General features: G+C 51.7%; 16 protein-coding genes. 2 read left to right on the top strand and 14 right to left on the bottom strand.

Annotated elements, in window-relative coordinates:
- Nucleotides 1–36: 36 nt before the first annotated feature.
- The 5 genes from AWJ19_RS31990 to citZ all read right to left on the bottom strand — a co-directional run bounded on the left by AWJ19_RS31990 (nucleotide 37) and on the right by citZ (nucleotide 6,252).
- Complete coding sequence (locus tag AWJ19_RS31990) at nucleotides 37–1,866, bottom strand: S-layer homology domain-containing protein (RefSeq protein ID WP_068729677.1); 1,830 nt, start codon at nucleotides 1,864–1,866, stop codon at nucleotides 37–39.
- 210 nt (nucleotides 1,867–2,076) lie between these two features.
- Nucleotides 2,077–2,502 carry a hypothetical protein gene (locus tag AWJ19_RS31985; RefSeq protein ID WP_068729675.1) on the bottom strand — a complete coding sequence of 142 codons (426 nt, stop codon included), beginning with the start codon at nucleotides 2,500–2,502 and terminating at the stop codon, nucleotides 2,077–2,079.
- 125 nt (nucleotides 2,503–2,627) lie between these two features.
- The gene (gene mdh / locus AWJ19_RS31980) at nucleotides 2,628–3,569 is read right to left on the bottom strand and encodes a malate dehydrogenase (protein WP_068729673.1); all 942 of its coding nucleotides are present in this window, start codon (nucleotides 3,567–3,569) and stop codon (nucleotides 2,628–2,630) included.
- Between the two features lie 108 nt (nucleotides 3,570–3,677).
- Nucleotides 3,678–4,973, bottom strand: coding sequence for an NADP-dependent isocitrate dehydrogenase (icd, locus tag AWJ19_RS31975; protein WP_068729671.1), 1,296 nt, complete (start codon nucleotides 4,971–4,973; stop codon nucleotides 3,678–3,680).
- A 166-nt stretch (nucleotides 4,974–5,139) separates the two neighbouring features.
- Nucleotides 5,140–6,252: a citrate synthase gene (gene citZ, locus AWJ19_RS31970; RefSeq protein WP_068729669.1), complete on the bottom strand. Its 1,113-nt coding sequence runs from the start codon at nucleotides 6,250–6,252 to the stop codon at nucleotides 5,140–5,142.
- A 402-nt stretch (nucleotides 6,253–6,654) separates the two neighbouring features.
- Here citZ and ytvI point away from each other — a divergent pair, with 402 nt between their 5' ends.
- Nucleotides 6,655–7,770 (top strand): sporulation integral membrane protein YtvI, encoded by a 1,116-nt coding sequence (ytvI, locus tag AWJ19_RS31965; protein ID WP_068729666.1) that lies wholly within the window; start codon nucleotides 6,655–6,657, stop codon nucleotides 7,768–7,770.
- 757 nt (nucleotides 7,771–8,527) lie between these two features.
- Here the strand turns inward: ytvI and AWJ19_RS31960 are convergent.
- From AWJ19_RS31960 to AWJ19_RS31950, 3 genes are read right to left on the bottom strand one after another with little or no spacing between them, the layout of a single operon-like run.
- Entirely contained in the window at nucleotides 8,528–8,926 is a 399-nt protein-coding gene (locus AWJ19_RS31960) for an FxsA family protein (RefSeq protein ID WP_068729664.1), read from the bottom strand.
- Nucleotides 8,926–9,456, bottom strand: a complete 531-nt coding sequence (locus AWJ19_RS31955; protein WP_068729663.1) for a thioesterase family protein — start codon at nucleotides 9,454–9,456, stop codon at nucleotides 8,926–8,928. Before AWJ19_RS31955 ends, AWJ19_RS31960 begins: the two co-directional genes overlap by 1 nt.
- A 58-nt stretch (nucleotides 9,457–9,514) precedes the next feature.
- Nucleotides 9,515–10,696, bottom strand: a complete 1,182-nt coding sequence (locus AWJ19_RS31950) for an MFS transporter (RefSeq protein ID WP_068729661.1) — start codon at nucleotides 10,694–10,696, stop codon at nucleotides 9,515–9,517.
- Between the two features lie 102 nt (nucleotides 10,697–10,798).
- Here AWJ19_RS31950 and AWJ19_RS31945 point away from each other — a divergent pair, with 102 nt between their 5' ends.
- Entirely contained in the window at nucleotides 10,799–11,596 is a 798-nt protein-coding gene (locus tag AWJ19_RS31945; RefSeq protein ID WP_068729660.1) for a G1 family glutamic endopeptidase, read from the top strand.
- Between the two features lie 80 nt (nucleotides 11,597–11,676).
- Here AWJ19_RS31945 and pyk read toward each other — a convergent pair whose 3' ends face one another.
- The 6 genes from pyk to AWJ19_RS31915 all read right to left on the bottom strand — a co-directional run.
- Nucleotides 11,677–13,101 (bottom strand): pyruvate kinase, encoded by a 1,425-nt coding sequence (gene pyk / locus AWJ19_RS31940; RefSeq protein WP_039871757.1) that lies wholly within the window; start codon nucleotides 13,099–13,101, stop codon nucleotides 11,677–11,679.
- 330 nt (nucleotides 13,102–13,431) lie between these two features.
- The gene (locus AWJ19_RS31935; protein WP_068729659.1) at nucleotides 13,432–14,433 is read right to left on the bottom strand and encodes an acetyl-CoA carboxylase carboxyltransferase subunit alpha; all 1,002 of its coding nucleotides are present in this window, start codon (nucleotides 14,431–14,433) and stop codon (nucleotides 13,432–13,434) included.
- Nucleotide 14,434: 1 nt separating this feature from the next.
- Nucleotides 14,435–15,328, bottom strand: a complete 894-nt coding sequence (gene accD / locus AWJ19_RS31930) for an acetyl-CoA carboxylase, carboxyltransferase subunit beta (RefSeq protein WP_068729657.1) — start codon at nucleotides 15,326–15,328, stop codon at nucleotides 14,435–14,437.
- Between the two features lie 77 nt (nucleotides 15,329–15,405).
- Nucleotides 15,406–15,594 carry a hypothetical protein gene (locus AWJ19_RS31925; protein ID WP_039871751.1) on the bottom strand — a complete coding sequence of 63 codons (189 nt, stop codon included), beginning with the start codon at nucleotides 15,592–15,594 and terminating at the stop codon, nucleotides 15,406–15,408.
- Between the two features lie 148 nt (nucleotides 15,595–15,742).
- Complete coding sequence (locus tag AWJ19_RS31920; protein WP_068729655.1) at nucleotides 15,743–16,243, bottom strand: phosphatidylglycerophosphatase A; 501 nt, start codon at nucleotides 16,241–16,243, stop codon at nucleotides 15,743–15,745.
- A gap of 74 nt (nucleotides 16,244–16,317) precedes the next feature.
- A partial coding sequence (locus tag AWJ19_RS31915) for a hypothetical protein (protein ID WP_157890132.1) occupies nucleotides 16,318–16,616 on the bottom strand: 299 nt, incomplete at its 5' end.

Raw genomic sequence — 16,616 nt, 5'->3', positions numbered from 1 at the left:
CCAGAGGTAGCGGTCTTTTCTGCAGCTGCGTTTCCATTAGGGCTTCTTTTGCTGGTCAGTACTAATTGCCGGAGACTGATAGTACCCTTTTACACTGAAATCCTTGTCATAAAAAACAATCATATATTGTTCATGGAAATCAGGAGCTGCATAGACATGTGCCTTAGAGTTAGTGAGACGATCAAACGGTACGCTGTACGTAACATCCGTGAGCCTGTTTAACAGCTGTATTTTGGAGGATACATCTTTGACAGTGAACGTATTGGCTCCTTCAGATATGTAATCAAAGTAAGTATTGGAAGCAAAAGTATAATATTGCAGCTCCGGGTGTCCGGAGGCAAAGCCTGCACTTATAGAGATCCGGTCAATCATACCATTGCTTTTGAATTCGCGGGAGATTGTTACTCCTTCATTAAACCGGATGACAGGCTCATTCAGGGTTACATGCGCCTCGTCCAAATCCAGCTTGATTACTTGATAGCCGAGAGGCTTGTTATTAACATCGTACAAAATAATAGTCATGTAATCCCGGCTGTGCTCCGGCTTCACAGCAAACGAATACCTTTGCGATAATGGCGGCAGCATCAGGATATTAGGATTAGACAAATCGGGAGCTGTATCAGCACTCTTGCTGAAATAGTAACCGGGACGGTGAACTGCAGCGGCAACATCTGCCGGCAGCCCTTCAAGGCTCAGCAGTGCTGAACCTGCGTTTGTATATTTATATTCTTCGCCTTGGGTTAAGACAATACCGCTAAGGAGCGGGAGACCAGCAGAATTGGATACTCCGTTTATTACGATCGAATTCTTCTGGCTGCCTTTCATCTCCAAAGGCTTTACGGCAAAAGATGAACCTTTACCGCCATCGTTCACAGTTACAGCCTGCACTGTACCCGTTCCCGTAAATGCCGAAGCCGCATCCAGCGTCACGTGGGCTATAACTGTCCCTTCACCAAGCTCCGCCTTGAAGCCCGCTGCACCTTGATTCACATTGAGCAAGCTTATTGAACTCTTTTGCAGCTTAAGTACAGATCCAGCCCCCTGAACAATGAGCTTTCCCTCGACAGTTACATTATTTAGCGTAATCTCACCTTCCCCAGTCCTGCTGTCAAGCAGCAGGTCACCCTTTACAAGCATGTTTTTCAAAATGACACCGGGAGCAGAAACTGTAACATTCCTGAATGTCTTCATTTCAGATGGGCTGCAGCCCGCGATTTCACCTGGACCGGTTACTGTCAAATCTCCAATTCCACAAAGCTTAATGTTGAATATATCCATCAGTGCTATCGACTCTGCTCTGGTCATAGGCTGATCCGGCCTGAAGCTGCCGTCAGGATAACCCTTCATCGCATCGATATTCACCATTGCGGCAACCTTAAGCTTACTCCAGTCGGCGATCTCGTTGTAGTCTGTAAAAACAGTCAGCACATCGGCCGAAGAAGGATCCTCCAATAACAAAAGCCTGCTGATAATCACAGCTGCCTCCTGACGGGTAATCAGCCCGTTTGGCCGTACCTTTCCTTCATATCCCCGGATATAACCTACTGACATCGCCTTTGAAAATTCATCATATGCCCAGCTAGACTCCGGCAGGTCGCTGAATTCTACCGGTTTCCCCGCCGTAATGCCCCACATCCGGTTAGCCAGCGCAACAAATTCCGCTCGTGTAATAGCTTCATCCGGCCTCACTGAACCATCTCCTGAGCCTTTCAGATAGCCTTGCTGCAGCCACCTTTCAATCTGCTTCTGTGCCCAGTGCCCTTCATAATCATTGCTCTGCGCAGCTGAAACAGAGCCTGCTCCCCATACAATGCTTAGAACAAGGCACAGCTTTAAACCTAAGCTCATAGCTCCTTTGAAGTTCATTCCAATATCCCCCCATGAAATACTCAGTTTACTCTACTGCCGCCCGATAAATCGCTTCTAACCAGAGTATTTTAAACCATTAAATGGAATATGAATATGACTTCTTTGGCTAATGTCCTGTATTTGCCACTATAGGTTGCAGTGTATATATGCACGCAAACACAAATTGCCCCGGCAGCCGCAGCCGCCGGGGCAATCCCGGTACATCTGTTAAATAATCCGTCTGTATACCATAAAGAAGATCATTGCGATCAGGACAACCATGAGCAGCAGGCTCAACGTCCGCAGCTTGGCTGTGTAGGATGATACATCACGGTTCTCGCGGATTCCGGCAGCCGCCAGACGCAATGGCTTGCCCATGATTCCTCCGAGCGCAAACATGGCCAAAAGCAGCAGAACCACTACAACCATCCAGGCCACCGAGTAATCGTCCTGGCTCATCATGTAACCGCCTGTCAGCAGCTGAATGACCAGCCCGTACTGGGCGAAACGGTTGAAGCCGGTAATTGCGCTGAGCGTGCCTTCTTTGGCCGGAGCCGAGAGCTTCTGTGCCCCGCTCAGAATAAACGGCAGCACCAGATAGAAGCCAAGCGCCAGGGTCCCGATCATATGTAAGAAATACAGAAAACGGTCCATCCTTTACCTCCTCTGAAAGTTGCTGTGATATAAGTTACACTTTAATTATAACTTACTCTGCCGCATAAGAAAAGAAAGCCCATTCTCAGGCACTAGATCAAACAGGTCTTGCTAAGTTATAAGGATCAGACATTTACTGCGGATGTGACGGCCCGTACGGAATCTGCCGACTTGTCCAGTGCCGCCTGTTCTTCTGCTGTGAGCTCCAGCTCATAGATCTTCTCAATACCGTTTGCGCCCAGCAGCACAGGCACTCCCATGAATAGGCTGTTATAGCCGTATTCTCCTTCAAGCAGGGCAATAACCGGAATAATCCGTTTCTTATCCTTGAGGATAGCTTCAGTCATCTGCACCAGGGAAGCTGCCGGAGCATAGTAAGCGCTGCCGTTGCCGAGCAGGCTCACAATCTCTCCGCCGCCTACACGGGTACGCTGCACGATCTCGGCAATACGCTCCTCCGGAATCAGCTTATCCACCGGAATGCCGCCCACACTGGAATAACGTACAAGCGGAACCATATCGTCTCCGTGTCCGCCGAGTACGAAGCCGCGCACATCCTCTACGGAAACGTTAAGCTCCTGGGCGATAAATGTGCAGTAGCGGGCAGTATCCAGTACCCCGGATTGTCCAATCACACGGTTTTTCGGGAATTCCAGGGCGTTATAAGCCACATAGGTCATCGCATCAACCGGATTGCTAAGGATAATAACAATGGATTCAGGAGCGACACGCTTGATGTTATCGCATACGGACTTCACAATCGAAGCATTGGTATTCACCAGATCATCGCGGCTCATTCCCGGCTTGCGGGCAATACCTGCGGTTATAATGACGATATCCGAATCGGCCGCATCCTCGAAATCGGAGGTTCCGGTGATCTGGCTGTCAAATTTCTGGACCGGACCTGCTTCCAGCATGTCCAGCGCCTTCCCTTTGGTCGGGTTCTCCAGCTGCGGGATATCCAGCAGAACAACATTGCCGAGCTCCTTCTGGGCAAGCATTAACGCCGTAGTCGCACCAGTAAATCCGGCGCCCACGACTGTGATTTTATAACGTTTGATAGCCAATGATAGACCTCCTGAATTTTATATTAATTTTTATTTATAGCCCTTCTCGCACAAAACGGGCCTCGGAAGCATGCAGCTTCCTCCGGCCCGAGTATTTCATCTTACAGCTTACAGGTTTTTGATAATTTCGTCAGCAAAGGCGGAGCATTTCAGCTCTGTTGCGCCTTCCATCTGACGGGCAAAGTCATAAGTTACCGTCTTGTTATTGATCGCGGTGCTCATGCCCTTGTAGATCAGATCCGCAGCTTCCTGCCAACCAAGATGCTCAAGCAGCATAACCCCGGAAAGGATAACGGAACCCGGATTTACAACGTCCTTGTCAGCGTACTTAGGCGCCGTGCCGTGAGTCGCTTCAAAGATCGCATGTCCGGTCACATAGTTAATGTTGGCTCCCGGTGCGATGCCGATACCGCCGATCTGTGCAGCCAGGGCGTCAGACAGGTAGTCCCCGTTAAGATTAAGTGTTGCGATAACGTCGAAGTCTGTAGGACGTGTCAGCACCTGCTGCAGGGCGATATCCGCGATAGCGTCCTTGATAATGATTTTGCCGGCAGCGATCGCGTCATTCTGGGCTGCATTCGCCGCTGCTTCGCCGTCCTTCTCTTTAATCAGATCGTACTGGTTCCAGGTGAATACCTTGTCGCCGAACTCCTGCTCAGCCACCTCGTATCCCCAGTTCTTAAATGCGCCTTCTGTAAATTTCATGATGTTGCCCTTATGCACCAGGGTAACGCTCTTGCGTCCGTGTTTGATTGCATATTCAACTGCAGAGCGCACAAGACGCTTCGAACCTTCTGAGGATACCGGCTTGATACCGATACCGGAGGTTTCCGGGAAGCGGATTTTGTTGACGCCCATTTCCTTCTGAAGGAATTCGATCACTTTCTTCACTTCTTCAGAGCCTTCTTTATACTCGATGCCGGCATAAATATCCTCTGTATTCTCACGGAAAATAACCATATCCACAAGCTCCGGATGCTTCACCGGTGAAGGCACACCGTCAAAATAACGTACAGGACGCAGACACACATACAGGTCCAGCTCCTGGCGCAGCGCCACGTTCAGGGAACGGATACCGCCACCGATTGGCGTTGTCAGCGGGCCCTTGATCGCTACGATATACTCACGGATTGCTTCCAGCGTATCATTCGGCAGCCATTCACCATATGTATTGAAGGCCTTTTCGCCGGCAAATACTTCGTACCAGGCAAGCTTTTTCTCCCCGCCGTACGCTTTCTCAACAGCAGCATCCAGCACCCGTTTGGAAGCTTTCCAAATATCGCGTCCTGTGCCGTCGCCTTCGATAAAAGGAATAATCGGATTAGCAGGAACCACCAGCTTGCCATCTTCAATCGTAATTTGTTCGCCTTCAGTCGGCAGATCATATTTCTCCAGTTTCAACATGTGTGGGGATTCCTCCTAAAAAAGTATAGTAGCGGCAGACGCCTTCCATAAAACCTTCGCCCGCCAAGAGACAGGGCGCTTCAGAAAACGTCTGCCGGGTTCACCGGTACAGCAAAGTACTAGCTCTAATTCTACTAAGGGGCGCTGCAGCCTGCAAGTCCCCTTCTTATCTCTCGTCTACCGGTACATATTTCTGTTCAAGCATCCCTGTATATTCTGCACGCGGACGGATAATGCGGTTGTCCTCGTACTGCTCCAGGATATGTGCAGTCCAGCCTGAAGTGCGGCTGATCGCAAAGATCGGGGTGAACAGCTCGCGCTCAATGCCCAGCTGCGTATACACAGAGGCCGAGTAGAAGTCAACGTTCGGCTTCAGGCCTTTTTGCCCGGTGATCAGCTCTTCAATCTTCACGGACATATCATAGAGTGTAGTATCATTCTTCATGGTTCCAAGCTCTTGGGACATCTTCATGAGGTGCTTGGCACGCGGATCGCCGTTCTTGTAAACGCGGTGTCCGAAGCCCATAATCTTCTCACGCCGCTCAAGCTTGCCGTTGATATACGGCTCCACAGCATCCAGACTTCCGATCTCCTCCAGCATCTTCATGACCGCCTCATTCGCACCGCCGTGCAGCGGGCCTTTCAGCGCGCCAATGGCAGAGGTTACACCGGAATAAATATCGGAAAGTGTAGCCACAGTCACCCGGCTGGCAAAAGTGGACGCATTCAGTTCATGGTCGGCATGCAGCACAAGCGCCGCATCCAGTGCTTTGACGGAGACAATATCAGGCTGTCTCCCCCAGAGCATATAAAGGAAATTCTCGGCGATCGTAACGCCTTCTTTGGGGGCTACCGGCTCAAGGCCCTTGCGGATGCGCGCCAGCGCAGCTACAAGGGTAGGGATCTGCGCCTGCAGCTTCACTGCTTTTATCTCATTGGCTTCACGGCTCATATCATCGGCGGCTTCATCGTACAGCGCAAGGCTGGATACGGCGGTACGCAGCGCGGCCATCGTGTTCGTGTTCTTGGGATAAAGCTTCATCTGGGCAATGACCTCATCCGGAACCTGCGCAAAGGCGCTGAGGTCACGCTGCAGAGCCTGCAGCTCCGGAGTTGTCGGCAGATTGCCGAACCACAGCAAATAAGCAGTCTCTTCAAATGTCGCGTTTGCCGCCAGATCATCAATATCGTATCCGCGGTAAGTGAGTACGCCATCCACAATCGAGCTGATCGAGGAAGTCGTGGCGACGATGCCTTCCAGGCCTTTAGTAGCTGTCATAGTATATCTCTCCTTTGCCAACGAGGGTGTACAAGCCGTTCCTGACATCATGAAAACATTTACAATTTGAAGGATAAAAATCATGAAAAAACAGGCGGTAATACCCCTTCCGGGGATTGCAACTAACTTTCGAAACAGAAGCTTTAATTATCATACCGGATTTTGACGGTTATGTGAACAACGTGGAAGCTTTGTTCGGCATCAAATGATTTTATCGGAGGGATAGAAAAAAACATTCCGCTCCTTTGTTTCATGATTGCGCTTTCAGTGTATATGTAATGCCCTCTTTTCAGGGTTCTGTCTCATTTCACCGCAATTCATAGTCTGCAATTCTGTCAGCTGAATATACATTAGACGAGCTGTTATTCAGCCCGAAATCAGCCCGACGGGAGGAAATGGACGATGGACTCGCCGCTTGTCAAAAAGGTGCTGCGCGGCCTGTGGGTCGTATTAGCCGGAGCAGGCCTGCTGCTGGCCGTATATATACTGCTGCCTCTAATCTATCCGCTGCTGCTCGCCTGGCTGCTGGCCTATCTCATTCATCCGCTGGTGCTGATTCTCAAGAGCCTCAAGCTGCCTGGCTGGCTGGCTGTGGTGGTGTCATTGCTTTTTTATATAGGAGGAACGGCACTGGTATTGACAGCACTGATTACCCGCCTTGTCAAAGAGCTTATCGTGCTGCTCCAGACCTTCGACCTCCATACGGATGAATGGCGTGAGCTGCTGCTCTCACTCAGCCGCAATGCCAGTATCCAAAATATTATTAACCAGATCAACCAGTTTTACCACGATAACCCCGGTTACCATGATACCATTGACAGTAATATTAACCGGACTACGGAAACCGTCGGCCAGTTTTTTACGGAGCTGATAACCGGATTTTTCAATATGATTCTAAAGCTGGTGTCGGCGCTGCCGAGCCTCGGCTCGATTCTGATTGTCATTGTGCTGGCCGCCTTTTTCCTCAGTACCGGCTGGGAGCGCCATAATGCCAGACTGACCGGACTGCTGCCCGCCCCCCTGCTCCGCCCGGTGACTAACATTTGGAATGATCTGCGCAAAGCGCTGGTCGGCTATTTACGGGCCCAGGCAGTGCTTATATCCGTCACCGCATTCATTGTCATCATCGGCCTCCTGCTGCTTGGCGTCAACTCTGCCTTTGTAATCGGACTCACCATCGGCCTGATCGATACAATTCCTTACCTCGGTGTAGGCATCATCATGCTTCCCTGGGCGCTGTACTCCTATATGACCGGTAATCTGGCGCTCGCAATCGGCCTGCTGGTGCTATACGGGATTATCCTCATCACCCGGCAGGTGCTTGAGCCTAAGGTGCTGGCCAGCAGCATCGGGGTAGACCCGCTCTCCATGCTGATCGGCGTGTTCGCCGGACTCCAGCTGTTCGGCATGCTCGGCATCCTGATCGGCCCGGTTGTGCTGGTCGTACTGGGCGCTTTCAGCCGCGCCGGCGTCTTCCGGGCGCTGCACAGCTACATTATGAGCGGCAAATTGCATTAGCCGGCTGTGGTGCTAGGTAGATGCGGCAGAGCTGTAGATATTTTAACAACCCTTACCGCAGATTTCGGCAGGAAGGCCGCGCGGGGGTCGATCAGAGGCATTTTTGACTCTGATTGGCTTGTTCCGGCTGCTTAGGGCGGAATCAGAGGGATTTTTCCCTTTGATTTGTTCGTTCCGGCTGCTTGCGGCGGAATCAGAGGCATTTTGACCTTTGATTGGCTTAGTGTCTGGGCCTTACGGACACAGATGACCTTATTTTCGTCATAATCGGGTTTTGAGCAAGCTAACGGACACCAGAGCCTTTATTTACAGATATGTGAAGCAAAACAGCAATTTCAGAGGTAATAAGGGCTCTACGGTCCGTTAGCCCGCTGCCTTATTACTTTTTCAACAGCAGTAACCACTGGTCATTTGATACACTATTAATCCATCAGTCACACATTTTTTTAGCCTGCGTTTTGCGGTACTGTTCAGGATTATCCGGATGCTATTCTTGAGATAACATTTAGCTTTGCCACACTGTCCACCAATGACCTTGTTTACTCCACCCCAAGCATGTATCTCCGTCCTCCGGAACAAAAATGGCTAACAGTGTTTTCTGAACTCACCCGCTCCTCTCACCAGCACTACCCTTTACCCACTTAAAAAACAAAAAGCGCCCCCGCCGCATATTGCGGACAAAGACGCTGCAACAAACTTCTAATTTCAACTAGGTTCAACTAACCCGCTATACATCCATTCCAAACGGCAGCTCGCCTTACCTCCGGTAAAAAGTGAAGGTGCCGTTTTTCATTTTTTTCTCAATCCATTTCAGCAGAAAAACCCGGTATAGCGGCCGGGTCAGCGGAAACACCAGTGAAAAACCGATTATATCCGTAACGAAGCCGGGCAGGATCAGCATCAGGCCGCCGAAAAAGATACAAAGTCCATCCAGCATGGTCCGTCCGGGCACCTTACCTTCCTGCATTTGCACCTTGCTGTCCTGCAGCACCTTTTTCCCTTCAAATTGCATCATCAGAAAGCCAATTACCGATGTAACGACCATGATGAGCAGTGTTTTGGGCGCACCGATAAAACCCGCCACATAAATAAACCCGAATAATTCCACGGCCGGGATTACAAACATAGCAGCCCACAGCCATTTGCTTCTAATCATTATGTTCCTCCTTCTTCCCTCAGCGCCCCGGTAATGGCATTGTACAGCTCGGGCAGCGCCCGGTCCAGCCTTACCGGCTTCCAGTCCTTGTTCAGCCAGACATGAGAGGTTGAACCGCTGACCAGAAGCTCGCCCGCAAGCGGTGTATCCGCCGGAACAGACGTAGCGCCGGGTCCGGAACTGTAGCCGGCACCGCTGCCAGTGAGGTCTGCCAGCCGGCGGATTTCATATTCGTATACAACCCTCAGAGGCGAAAAGACGCTGAGCCGTGCATACACGGCGATAAGATCATCATAGCGTGCCGGACTTTTAAATTGCAAATCTGCGGCGGTCACGGGAAGCATTACACCCATGTCCTCAAGCGAACGGTAGGCAAAGCCAAGCCCGCGGAACATTTCGGTCCGCCCGCTCTCAAACCAGCTCAGATAGTTGGCATGGTATACCACGCCCATCTGGTCCGTCTCCTGATATCTTACGCGGAAAGCGGTGCTGTACCAGCGGCTGGCGGGCACCGGTTCACGTGATTTCATAACAAATCGCCCCTTTCTATAATCAATGGCAGGCACAGCTGCAGCCTGAAGCCTGAACTCACAGGCTCAGGCCGTTCGAAGAGACCGGCAGCTGCACCTTGCGGCGCGAGCTTCTGGCCACATAGAGCAGCAGCACCGATCCGACAGCAGCACTCAGCATACAGGCCAGATTCATCAGCCCGACACCCCCTTCACTAAGCAGCAGGCCGTTCAGCAAATTGCCGAGAATTCCCGCAAACCCGGAGAAAACAATATTAAAGACGCTTTGGCCGGTCGCCTGAATTTCTGACGATGTAATCTGGGATACATATTCAACCGCAGCAATATAGAAAAGTCCGAAGGATAGGCCATGCAGAACCTGCACTCCGACCATAACTGAAGGATACGGAAAAGCTACCTGGATGCCCCAGCGCAGCACATAAATAAGCGCTCCGATCAGCAGCGTGCGTTCACGCCCCAGCTTGCGGATAACCTTTGAGGCATAGAGCATGGAAGGCACATTGGTAAAAGAAGCGATAAACAGGGCAATCCCGGCGTAGCTCGCCGAACCCCCCACCGACTGAAAAGCCACTACAAAATATGTGCCGAACGCAGCCATCGTCTGGTTCACCAGAAAGCATCCGCCGAGAAAAGCCAGAAAAATCCGGTTGCTGAGCAGCTGCTTAACACCCTGTGAAAAGGATTGGCTCATCATATGATTTTCTTCCGCCTGTCTGGGCAGTGTCAACGCGAATATTACGGCTACCGAGCTCAGAAGCAGAAAAGGCAGCCAGATGGTCGATACCGAAAACAGCTCAATATACTGCCCGCCCGCATAGGCCCCTACGGCCGCTCCTATGCTCATCATCATCCGGATGCTGCCGTAAGATGACCCGGCCTTGTTCGCGGCTGCAATGGCGTAAGAATCGGCGATAGGCGCCTGTGTAGCCGAGAAGATGGTAGACACCGTGTAGATCAGCAGCATAACGATAAAATAGTCGAATCGGTAGAAGCCTGCCAGCACTGCCGGTACGGCCACACTCAGAATCAGCACAAGACGCGCCTGGTTGTACCTGTCAGCAATCAAGCCCCACACCGGTTGAATACAAATGGCAATCAGCGTTCCGGCCGCCATCATCATACCGATCTGGCTGACAGCCATGCCGTTGTTTTTCAGCAGCAGGGTCAGATATGAGCCGAAGGAGCCCCCGGCCAATCCCAAAAAAAGATAGAAGCCGCGCAGCTTCATTAGTTTGTCCATAGGTGCTAGTAGTCCTCTCCATTCCTTTTTAACAGATAACCCATACTTTACGAGACTCCACTGCATTAGATAGAGCAGAACCTTATAAAAGGCGGTGGACAAGTGAGCACAGTTCATAGATTTCAGCGCAGCCGGCCCTGTTTAACTGACAAATCCAATACAGGCCGGACCCGGAATACCGGCTTCGGCTGGACGTCAAGCAACTGGAGCGGATATGCCATTACCGGCAAGAAAGGCGCCTTCCGGCGAATCTCGGCTGAGTGGACAGTCCCCTACGTAAAACCTACGGCTAAGCCTACTTATTCTTCGGCCTGGATCGGAATCGACGGCTTCAAAAACAGCAGTCTGATCCAGACAGGCACCGGCCACGAATCCATGAACGGAAACGTCCATTATTATGCCTGGTGGGAGATTCTCCCTGAAGCTGAGACCGTCATTCCGCTTCCCGTGTCCCCGGGAGATCTTATCCGGGCAAGCATCGTAAAGCTCAGCCCCGGCAAATGGTGCATCCGGCTGTGCAATCTGAGCAAGCGCTGGACCTTCCGTACGGTCCAGCGCTACAACGGACCGCAATCCTCTGCAGAATGGATCATGGAGGCGCCTCAGGTCGGGGGAACCGTCGCCGATCTCGCCCGTACCTCATCTGTGCGTTTCCGCTGCTGCCGGGTCAACGGGATTAGCCCCAGGCTTAAGCCTGCAAACGGCGGATTCATGATCCAGAACAAGGTTACAGTCGCCGTGCCATCGAGTCCCAATGCCAGGGGTGATGCATTTACAGTAAAACGTCTATATCCTAAAGGCCTGTCGCAAGCTTACCTGAAAAGGCCTGTTTTTATCCGCACCAAAGCAACAAGCGCTCTCAAAAAACCCTCAATCAAATATAATCATTCAAAGCCGTGATATCAAGCAAAAAAGCAATGGCGAACTACACCATTGCTTTTTGCTTATATCTTTTATCCGTTATGGAAATGAAGCCTGTCTTAGTCGGCAGGAATCGTATCCACTTTCACGAGGTTGGTGGAACCGGAACGTCCCAGCGGGATACCGGCAGTGATCACAACGAGATCGCCTGCTTTTACCAGACCGGAAGCTTTACCGCCTTGCAGTGCAGTAGCCAGCAGTTCGTCAGTAGAAGTAGCTTCTTTGCCGAATACTGGAGTTACGCCCCATACCAGAGCCAGCTGACGCATTGTTCTTTCCTGAGTCGTAACAGCGATGATCTGGGATTTAGGACGGTATTTGGAAACCACGCGTGCTGTGTGGCCGGTTACAGTCGAAGAAAGAATAGCTTTAGCGTTCAGGTCCAGAGCGGAGATCGCTACGGATTGGCTGATAGCTTCAGTAACAGTTGTTTCTTGTGCAATCTGCTGCTTCATGAAGATTTCACGGTGGTTCAGGGCAGATTCTGCTTTCTCGGCAATGCGGGACATGGTCAGTACGGATTCTACCGGATATTTCCCGGCAGCTGTTTCACCGGACAGCATGATTGCATCAGTACCGTCGAAGATAGCGTTAGCTACGTCACTCGCTTCAGCGCGGGTAGGACGCGGGTTGCGCTGCATGGAATCCAGCATTTGGGTAGCTGTGATTACCGGCTTGCCGGCGATGTTACATTTTTTGATCATCAGCTTTTGAGCCAGAGGCACATCTTCAGCAGGAATTTCTACGCCGAGGTCACCGCGGGCAACCATCAGACCGTCAGATACTGCCAGGATTTCATCAAGGTTGTCGACGCCTTCCTGGTTTTCGATCTTGGAGATGATTTGGATGTGGGAAGCATTGTGCTTCTCAAGCAGTGCACGGATTTCCAGAACGTCGCTGGCTTTGCGAACGAAGGAAGCGGCGATAAAATCGATGTCCTGTCCGATCCCGAAAACGATATCGTTGGTGTCTTTTTCCGTAATACCCGGCAGGGAGATGGAAACTCCCGGTACGTTAACGCCTTTTTTGCTCTTGATTGTACCGCCGTTAACAATACGGGTCTTGATTTCAGTGCCTTGAATGTCTACAACTGTAAGTCCGATAAGACCGTCATCGATCAGGATTGTTGATCCAACCGAAACGTCGTTTGGAAGGTCGCTGTAAGTGATAGAGATACGGTTCTGATCGCCAAGGATTTCTTCCGTAGTCAATGTCAGGTACTCGTCCTGAACCAGTTCAATCGGTTCTACTTCCAGCTTGCCTGTACGAATTTCTGGTCCTTTGGTGTCAAGCAGGATAGCAACGGTCTTGCCCAGTTCCTGGGAAGCCTGACGGATCGTTTTGATCCGGTTGCCGTGCTCTTCAAAATCGCCGTGGGAGAAGTTCAGACGGGCTACATTCATACCAGCCAAAATCAATTTTTTGATGTTCTCCAACGATTCACTTGCAGGTCCGATCGTACATACAATTTTACTTTTCCGCATTAGGTTTTCCTCCGTTTTTTCGTTCTCTCTGTCTCACTTTTTCCAACTACAAAATCTACTATAAGGCTTAATGTTTGTATAGGAACTATATCACATGCACCTTTTACTACGCCCTAATGAATATTACTGCAACTTGGACACAAAATCAATGTTCCAGCGTGTTTCCTCTGTAAATTTACGTCGAATTTACGCAATCTGTCACCAAAATAAAAATCATCCCGCAAACGCTCCGGGATGATTCCTGTGGAAACAAATGTATAATCCAGTCTTCCAGGATTCCAGACCGGAAACAACTTCCATATGTGTGAAAGTGCAAATGAAATTGTTACTCTACTCCACGCTTTGGACTTCTTCTTCGGGTAATAGAGACTCTTGGGCACCTTCGGCAAACTCGCCGATTTTGCGGAATTTGCGGTAACGGTCCTCCTTAAGTTCTACAGCATCCAGACTGGACAGTTCCTGCAAATGGCGCCACACGGCCTCCCTGATGTTGGCTGCAGCAGTCTCATAATCCTGATGCGCGCCGCCCCGAGGTTCCGGGACAATCTCCTCGATGACTTCCATCCCGAGCAGATCCGCTGCGGTAATCTTCATCGCTTCGGCAGCCTGCTCCGCTTTGGAGGCGTCCTTCCACAGAATAGAGGCTGCGCCGTTCGGCGAGATCGCCGAATAGATGGCATGCTCCAGCATCAGTACACGGTTGCCTACAGCCAAAGCCAGAGCCCCGCCGCTTCCGCCTTCGCCGATGACGACACAGATGACCGGTACAGCCAGCTGGGACATCTCATAAAGATTGCGCGCAATGGCTTCAGACTGCCCGCGTTCCTCCGCCGTATTCCCCGGGTAAGCTCCCTTGGTGTCGATAAAGGTAATGATTGGACGGCGGAATTTCTCCGCCTGCTTCATCAGCCGCATGGCCTTGCGGAATCCTTCCGGGTGTGCGCTGCCGAAAAAGCGCTGGATATTGTCCTTCGTATCCTTGCCGCGCTGCTGTCCGATTACCGTAACCGGTAGACCGTTCAGCTTCGCAATGCCGCCGACAACGGCCAGATCATCCCCGAACAGGCGGTCGCCGTGCAGCTCCAGGAAATCCGTAAAAATCAGCCCGATCAGATCAAGCGAGGTCGGACGTCCGTGATGCCGGGCCAGATGCATCTTCTGGGAGGCAGAAATATTGCTGTAAATTTCATCCGCAAGCACGCGGTAACGTTCTTCAAGCCGGATAATTTCATCCGTAAAATCAATGCCCTTCTCTTCACCGAACTGCTTCAGCTCGGCAATCTTCTTGCGCATTTCTACCAGAGGCATTTCAAAAGGCAACTCTCCCGCCAACCTAAAATCCCCCTTTCACATCATGCAGCTCCAAAATCCTGGTCAGCGTAGACCGCATTTCCTTACGGTGCACCACCAGGTCAAGCTGGCCGTGCTGAAGGTTGAATTCAGCCGTCTGGAAATCATCTGGCAGCTTCTGGCGGATCGTCTGCTCAATAACGATTCTCCCGGCGAAGCCGAACACGGCACCGGGCTCGGCAATAATAATATCGCCAAGGCTCGCAAAGCTTGCGGATACGCCGCCGGTAGTAGGGTCAGTAATGACCGAAATATATAATCCCCCGGACTCGCCAAAACGGGCCAGAGCCGCACTTGTCTTGGCCATCTGCATCAGGCTGAGGATACTCTCCTGCATCCGTGCTCCGCCGGAGGTGGAGAAAATCAGCAGCGGGAGTCTCTTCTCCGTCGCTTCTTCCACCGCACGGGTAATCTTCTCCCCGACTGCGGAGCCCATGCTGCCTGAGAAAAATTCAAAATTCATCACCGCAACAATGACGGGGTGGCCGCCGATGGTGCCCTGACCGGTCACTACCGCCTCAACTTGTCCGCTTTTGGAGCGCTGCTGCTCAAGCTTCGAGGCATAACCCGGGAACTGCAGCGGGTCCACTGACGACAGCTCGCTGTCAAACTCGATGAAGTTCTCCGGATCAAGCGTCATAGCGATCCGCTCCAGCGCGTTCAGCCGCATATGGTGGCCGCAGGCCGGACATACCTTCAGGTTCTTCTCCAGCTCCTTGCTGTACTGGATCGTCCCGCATTTACTGCATTTGCTCATAAGCCCTTCGGGAATCTCCCGCTTCGGGCGTTCGCCTTCCGCCGGTCCGCCGCTCCGCTCCAGACGTTCTGAAGGAATAGTCGCGTACTTCCGTTTTTTCTGAAATAAATCTTTGAACAAGGGTCGCACCTCTTCAGCCGTTTATTTGCGCATTCAGCAGCTTGCCGCTGTCAACTACTGCACTTATACATATTTAATTAGGGATGTAAAATCAGATTCAGGGCTTCCTGCACTTCCTCTAGCTCCCCTGAAGGAACCAGAATCTCAAACTGCTGCTTGGACATATTAATCGGACGGCACTTAACCAGAAATCCTTCTTCCGTAAGCTTGCTCTGAATCATATCCGCCACTTTGGCGGTTGGCGCTATATAAATTACCGTCCACATGCCCTGCAAGGCCTCCCTGATCTCAATTCCCAGCCGTATCCCGCGTATAATGGAATCATGATAACACAGTTTTCTTTTTTCCCGCAACAGGAGTAAAACGGAGGAGGCGGGACCAGGAGGCCGCATTCACCAGCTATCAGGTGATCCCTTATGGCGTACCGGTGACATGGGGATACACCTTTGCCCCTTCATGGCGGTGGGCAATCCGGGCAGAAGCAGCTGCGGCAATTCCGGCAACCAGGTCATCCAGAAATACATGGATTCTGCCCGGCTCATCATTGAGCCTGCCGATTACGCCAAGCTTGACTTTGTCCAGGTAGCCGAAGCTGGTCAGCCCGATCATGCCGTACACTCCTGTAATCCCCAGCGCCAGCGTCTCGTCTGCTCCGTACAGCGATTCATCCGCCTCCATCACCGCCTGCAGCGGCTGGGGAAGCGCCCCTTTCTCCGCCAGCTCATCCAGGGCAACGCCTGTCATAAGCGTGTACTGCACCTCTCTTTTGCCGAGCACCGATTTCACGCTGGACATACACTCTTCCTCTGTTAAATCCTGATAATATTTGGATTGCAAAATATATACGATCTCAGCAATGGACGATAACGTAACTCCCCTGCGTTCCAGCAGTTCTGTTGCCATTTGATAGGACATGTTGTCAATCCCCTTTCCGCACGGGACCATTCCCTGTGGTTTCCTAATGTATGCGGAAAAGGGCGGAAATGTTCTTATTTTATTCTTACTGTACCGGCTCCCAGCATCTCTTCAACTGCTGCGAACAGCTCCGGCGACGGCTCGATCCGGTAGCTGTCGCTGAGCGCCAGCACCCGCTGCTCGCGCTCGTAGAACAGCAGGGTGGCTGCAGGCCCGGGATGGGTCTGCAGCAGTGCCTGCAGGCGCGAGAGCAGCGCCGGGTTCTCCGCAGCCGGCGTGATCTTGATAAAGACACGCTGGCCGCCTCCCGCCGTACCCGCAGGTGCGGCCGGCGGGGCTGCAGGCGCTGCAGCGCCGCCTGCGGCAGTGCGCG

Origin of the sequence: Paenibacillus sp. DMB5, from assembly GCF_001517085.1 — a bacterium.
In the GTDB taxonomy this organism is placed as follows: Bacteria; Bacillota; Bacilli; order Paenibacillales; family Paenibacillaceae; genus Paenibacillus_AQ.
The sequence above is the reverse complement of the archived record's forward strand: the minus strand, read 5'-3'. Positions and strand labels throughout refer to the sequence as shown.

What these genes read in the sequence shown, in the direction of transcription:
- citZ (WP_068729669.1), bottom strand. Translation starts at nt 6,252, where the DNA reads ATGACAGCTACTAAAGGCCTGGAAGGCATCGTCGCCACGACTTCCTCG.
- AWJ19_RS31920 (WP_068729655.1), bottom strand. Translation starts at nt 16,243, where the DNA reads ATGTCCTATCAAATGGCAACAGAACTGCTGGAACGCAGGGGAGTTACG.
- ytvI (WP_068729666.1), top strand. Translation starts at nt 6,655, where the DNA reads ATGGACTCGCCGCTTGTCAAAAAGGTGCTGCGCGGCCTGTGGGTCGTA.
- icd (WP_068729671.1), bottom strand. Translation starts at nt 4,973, where the DNA reads ATGTTGAAACTGGAGAAATATGATCTGCCGACTGAAGGCGAACAAATT.
- AWJ19_RS31990 (WP_068729677.1), bottom strand. Translation starts at nt 1,866, where the DNA reads ATGAACTTCAAAGGAGCTATGAGCTTAGGTTTAAAGCTGTGCCTTGTT.
- AWJ19_RS31955 (WP_068729663.1), bottom strand. Translation starts at nt 9,456, where the DNA reads ATGAAATCACGTGAACCGGTGCCCGCCAGCCGCTGGTACAGCACCGCT.
- AWJ19_RS31960 (WP_068729664.1), bottom strand. Translation starts at nt 8,926, where the DNA reads ATGATTAGAAGCAAATGGCTGTGGGCTGCTATGTTTGTAATCCCGGCC.
- pyk (WP_039871757.1), bottom strand. Translation starts at nt 13,101, where the DNA reads ATGCGGAAAAGTAAAATTGTATGTACGATCGGACCTGCAAGTGAATCG.
- AWJ19_RS31925 (WP_039871751.1), bottom strand. Translation starts at nt 15,594, where the DNA reads ATGTGGACGGTAATTTATATAGCGCCAACCGCCAAAGTGGCGGATATG.
- AWJ19_RS31985 (WP_068729675.1), bottom strand. Translation starts at nt 2,502, where the DNA reads ATGGACCGTTTTCTGTATTTCTTACATATGATCGGGACCCTGGCGCTT.
- AWJ19_RS31950 (WP_068729661.1), bottom strand. Translation starts at nt 10,696, where the DNA reads ATGGACAAACTAATGAAGCTGCGCGGCTTCTATCTTTTTTTGGGATTG.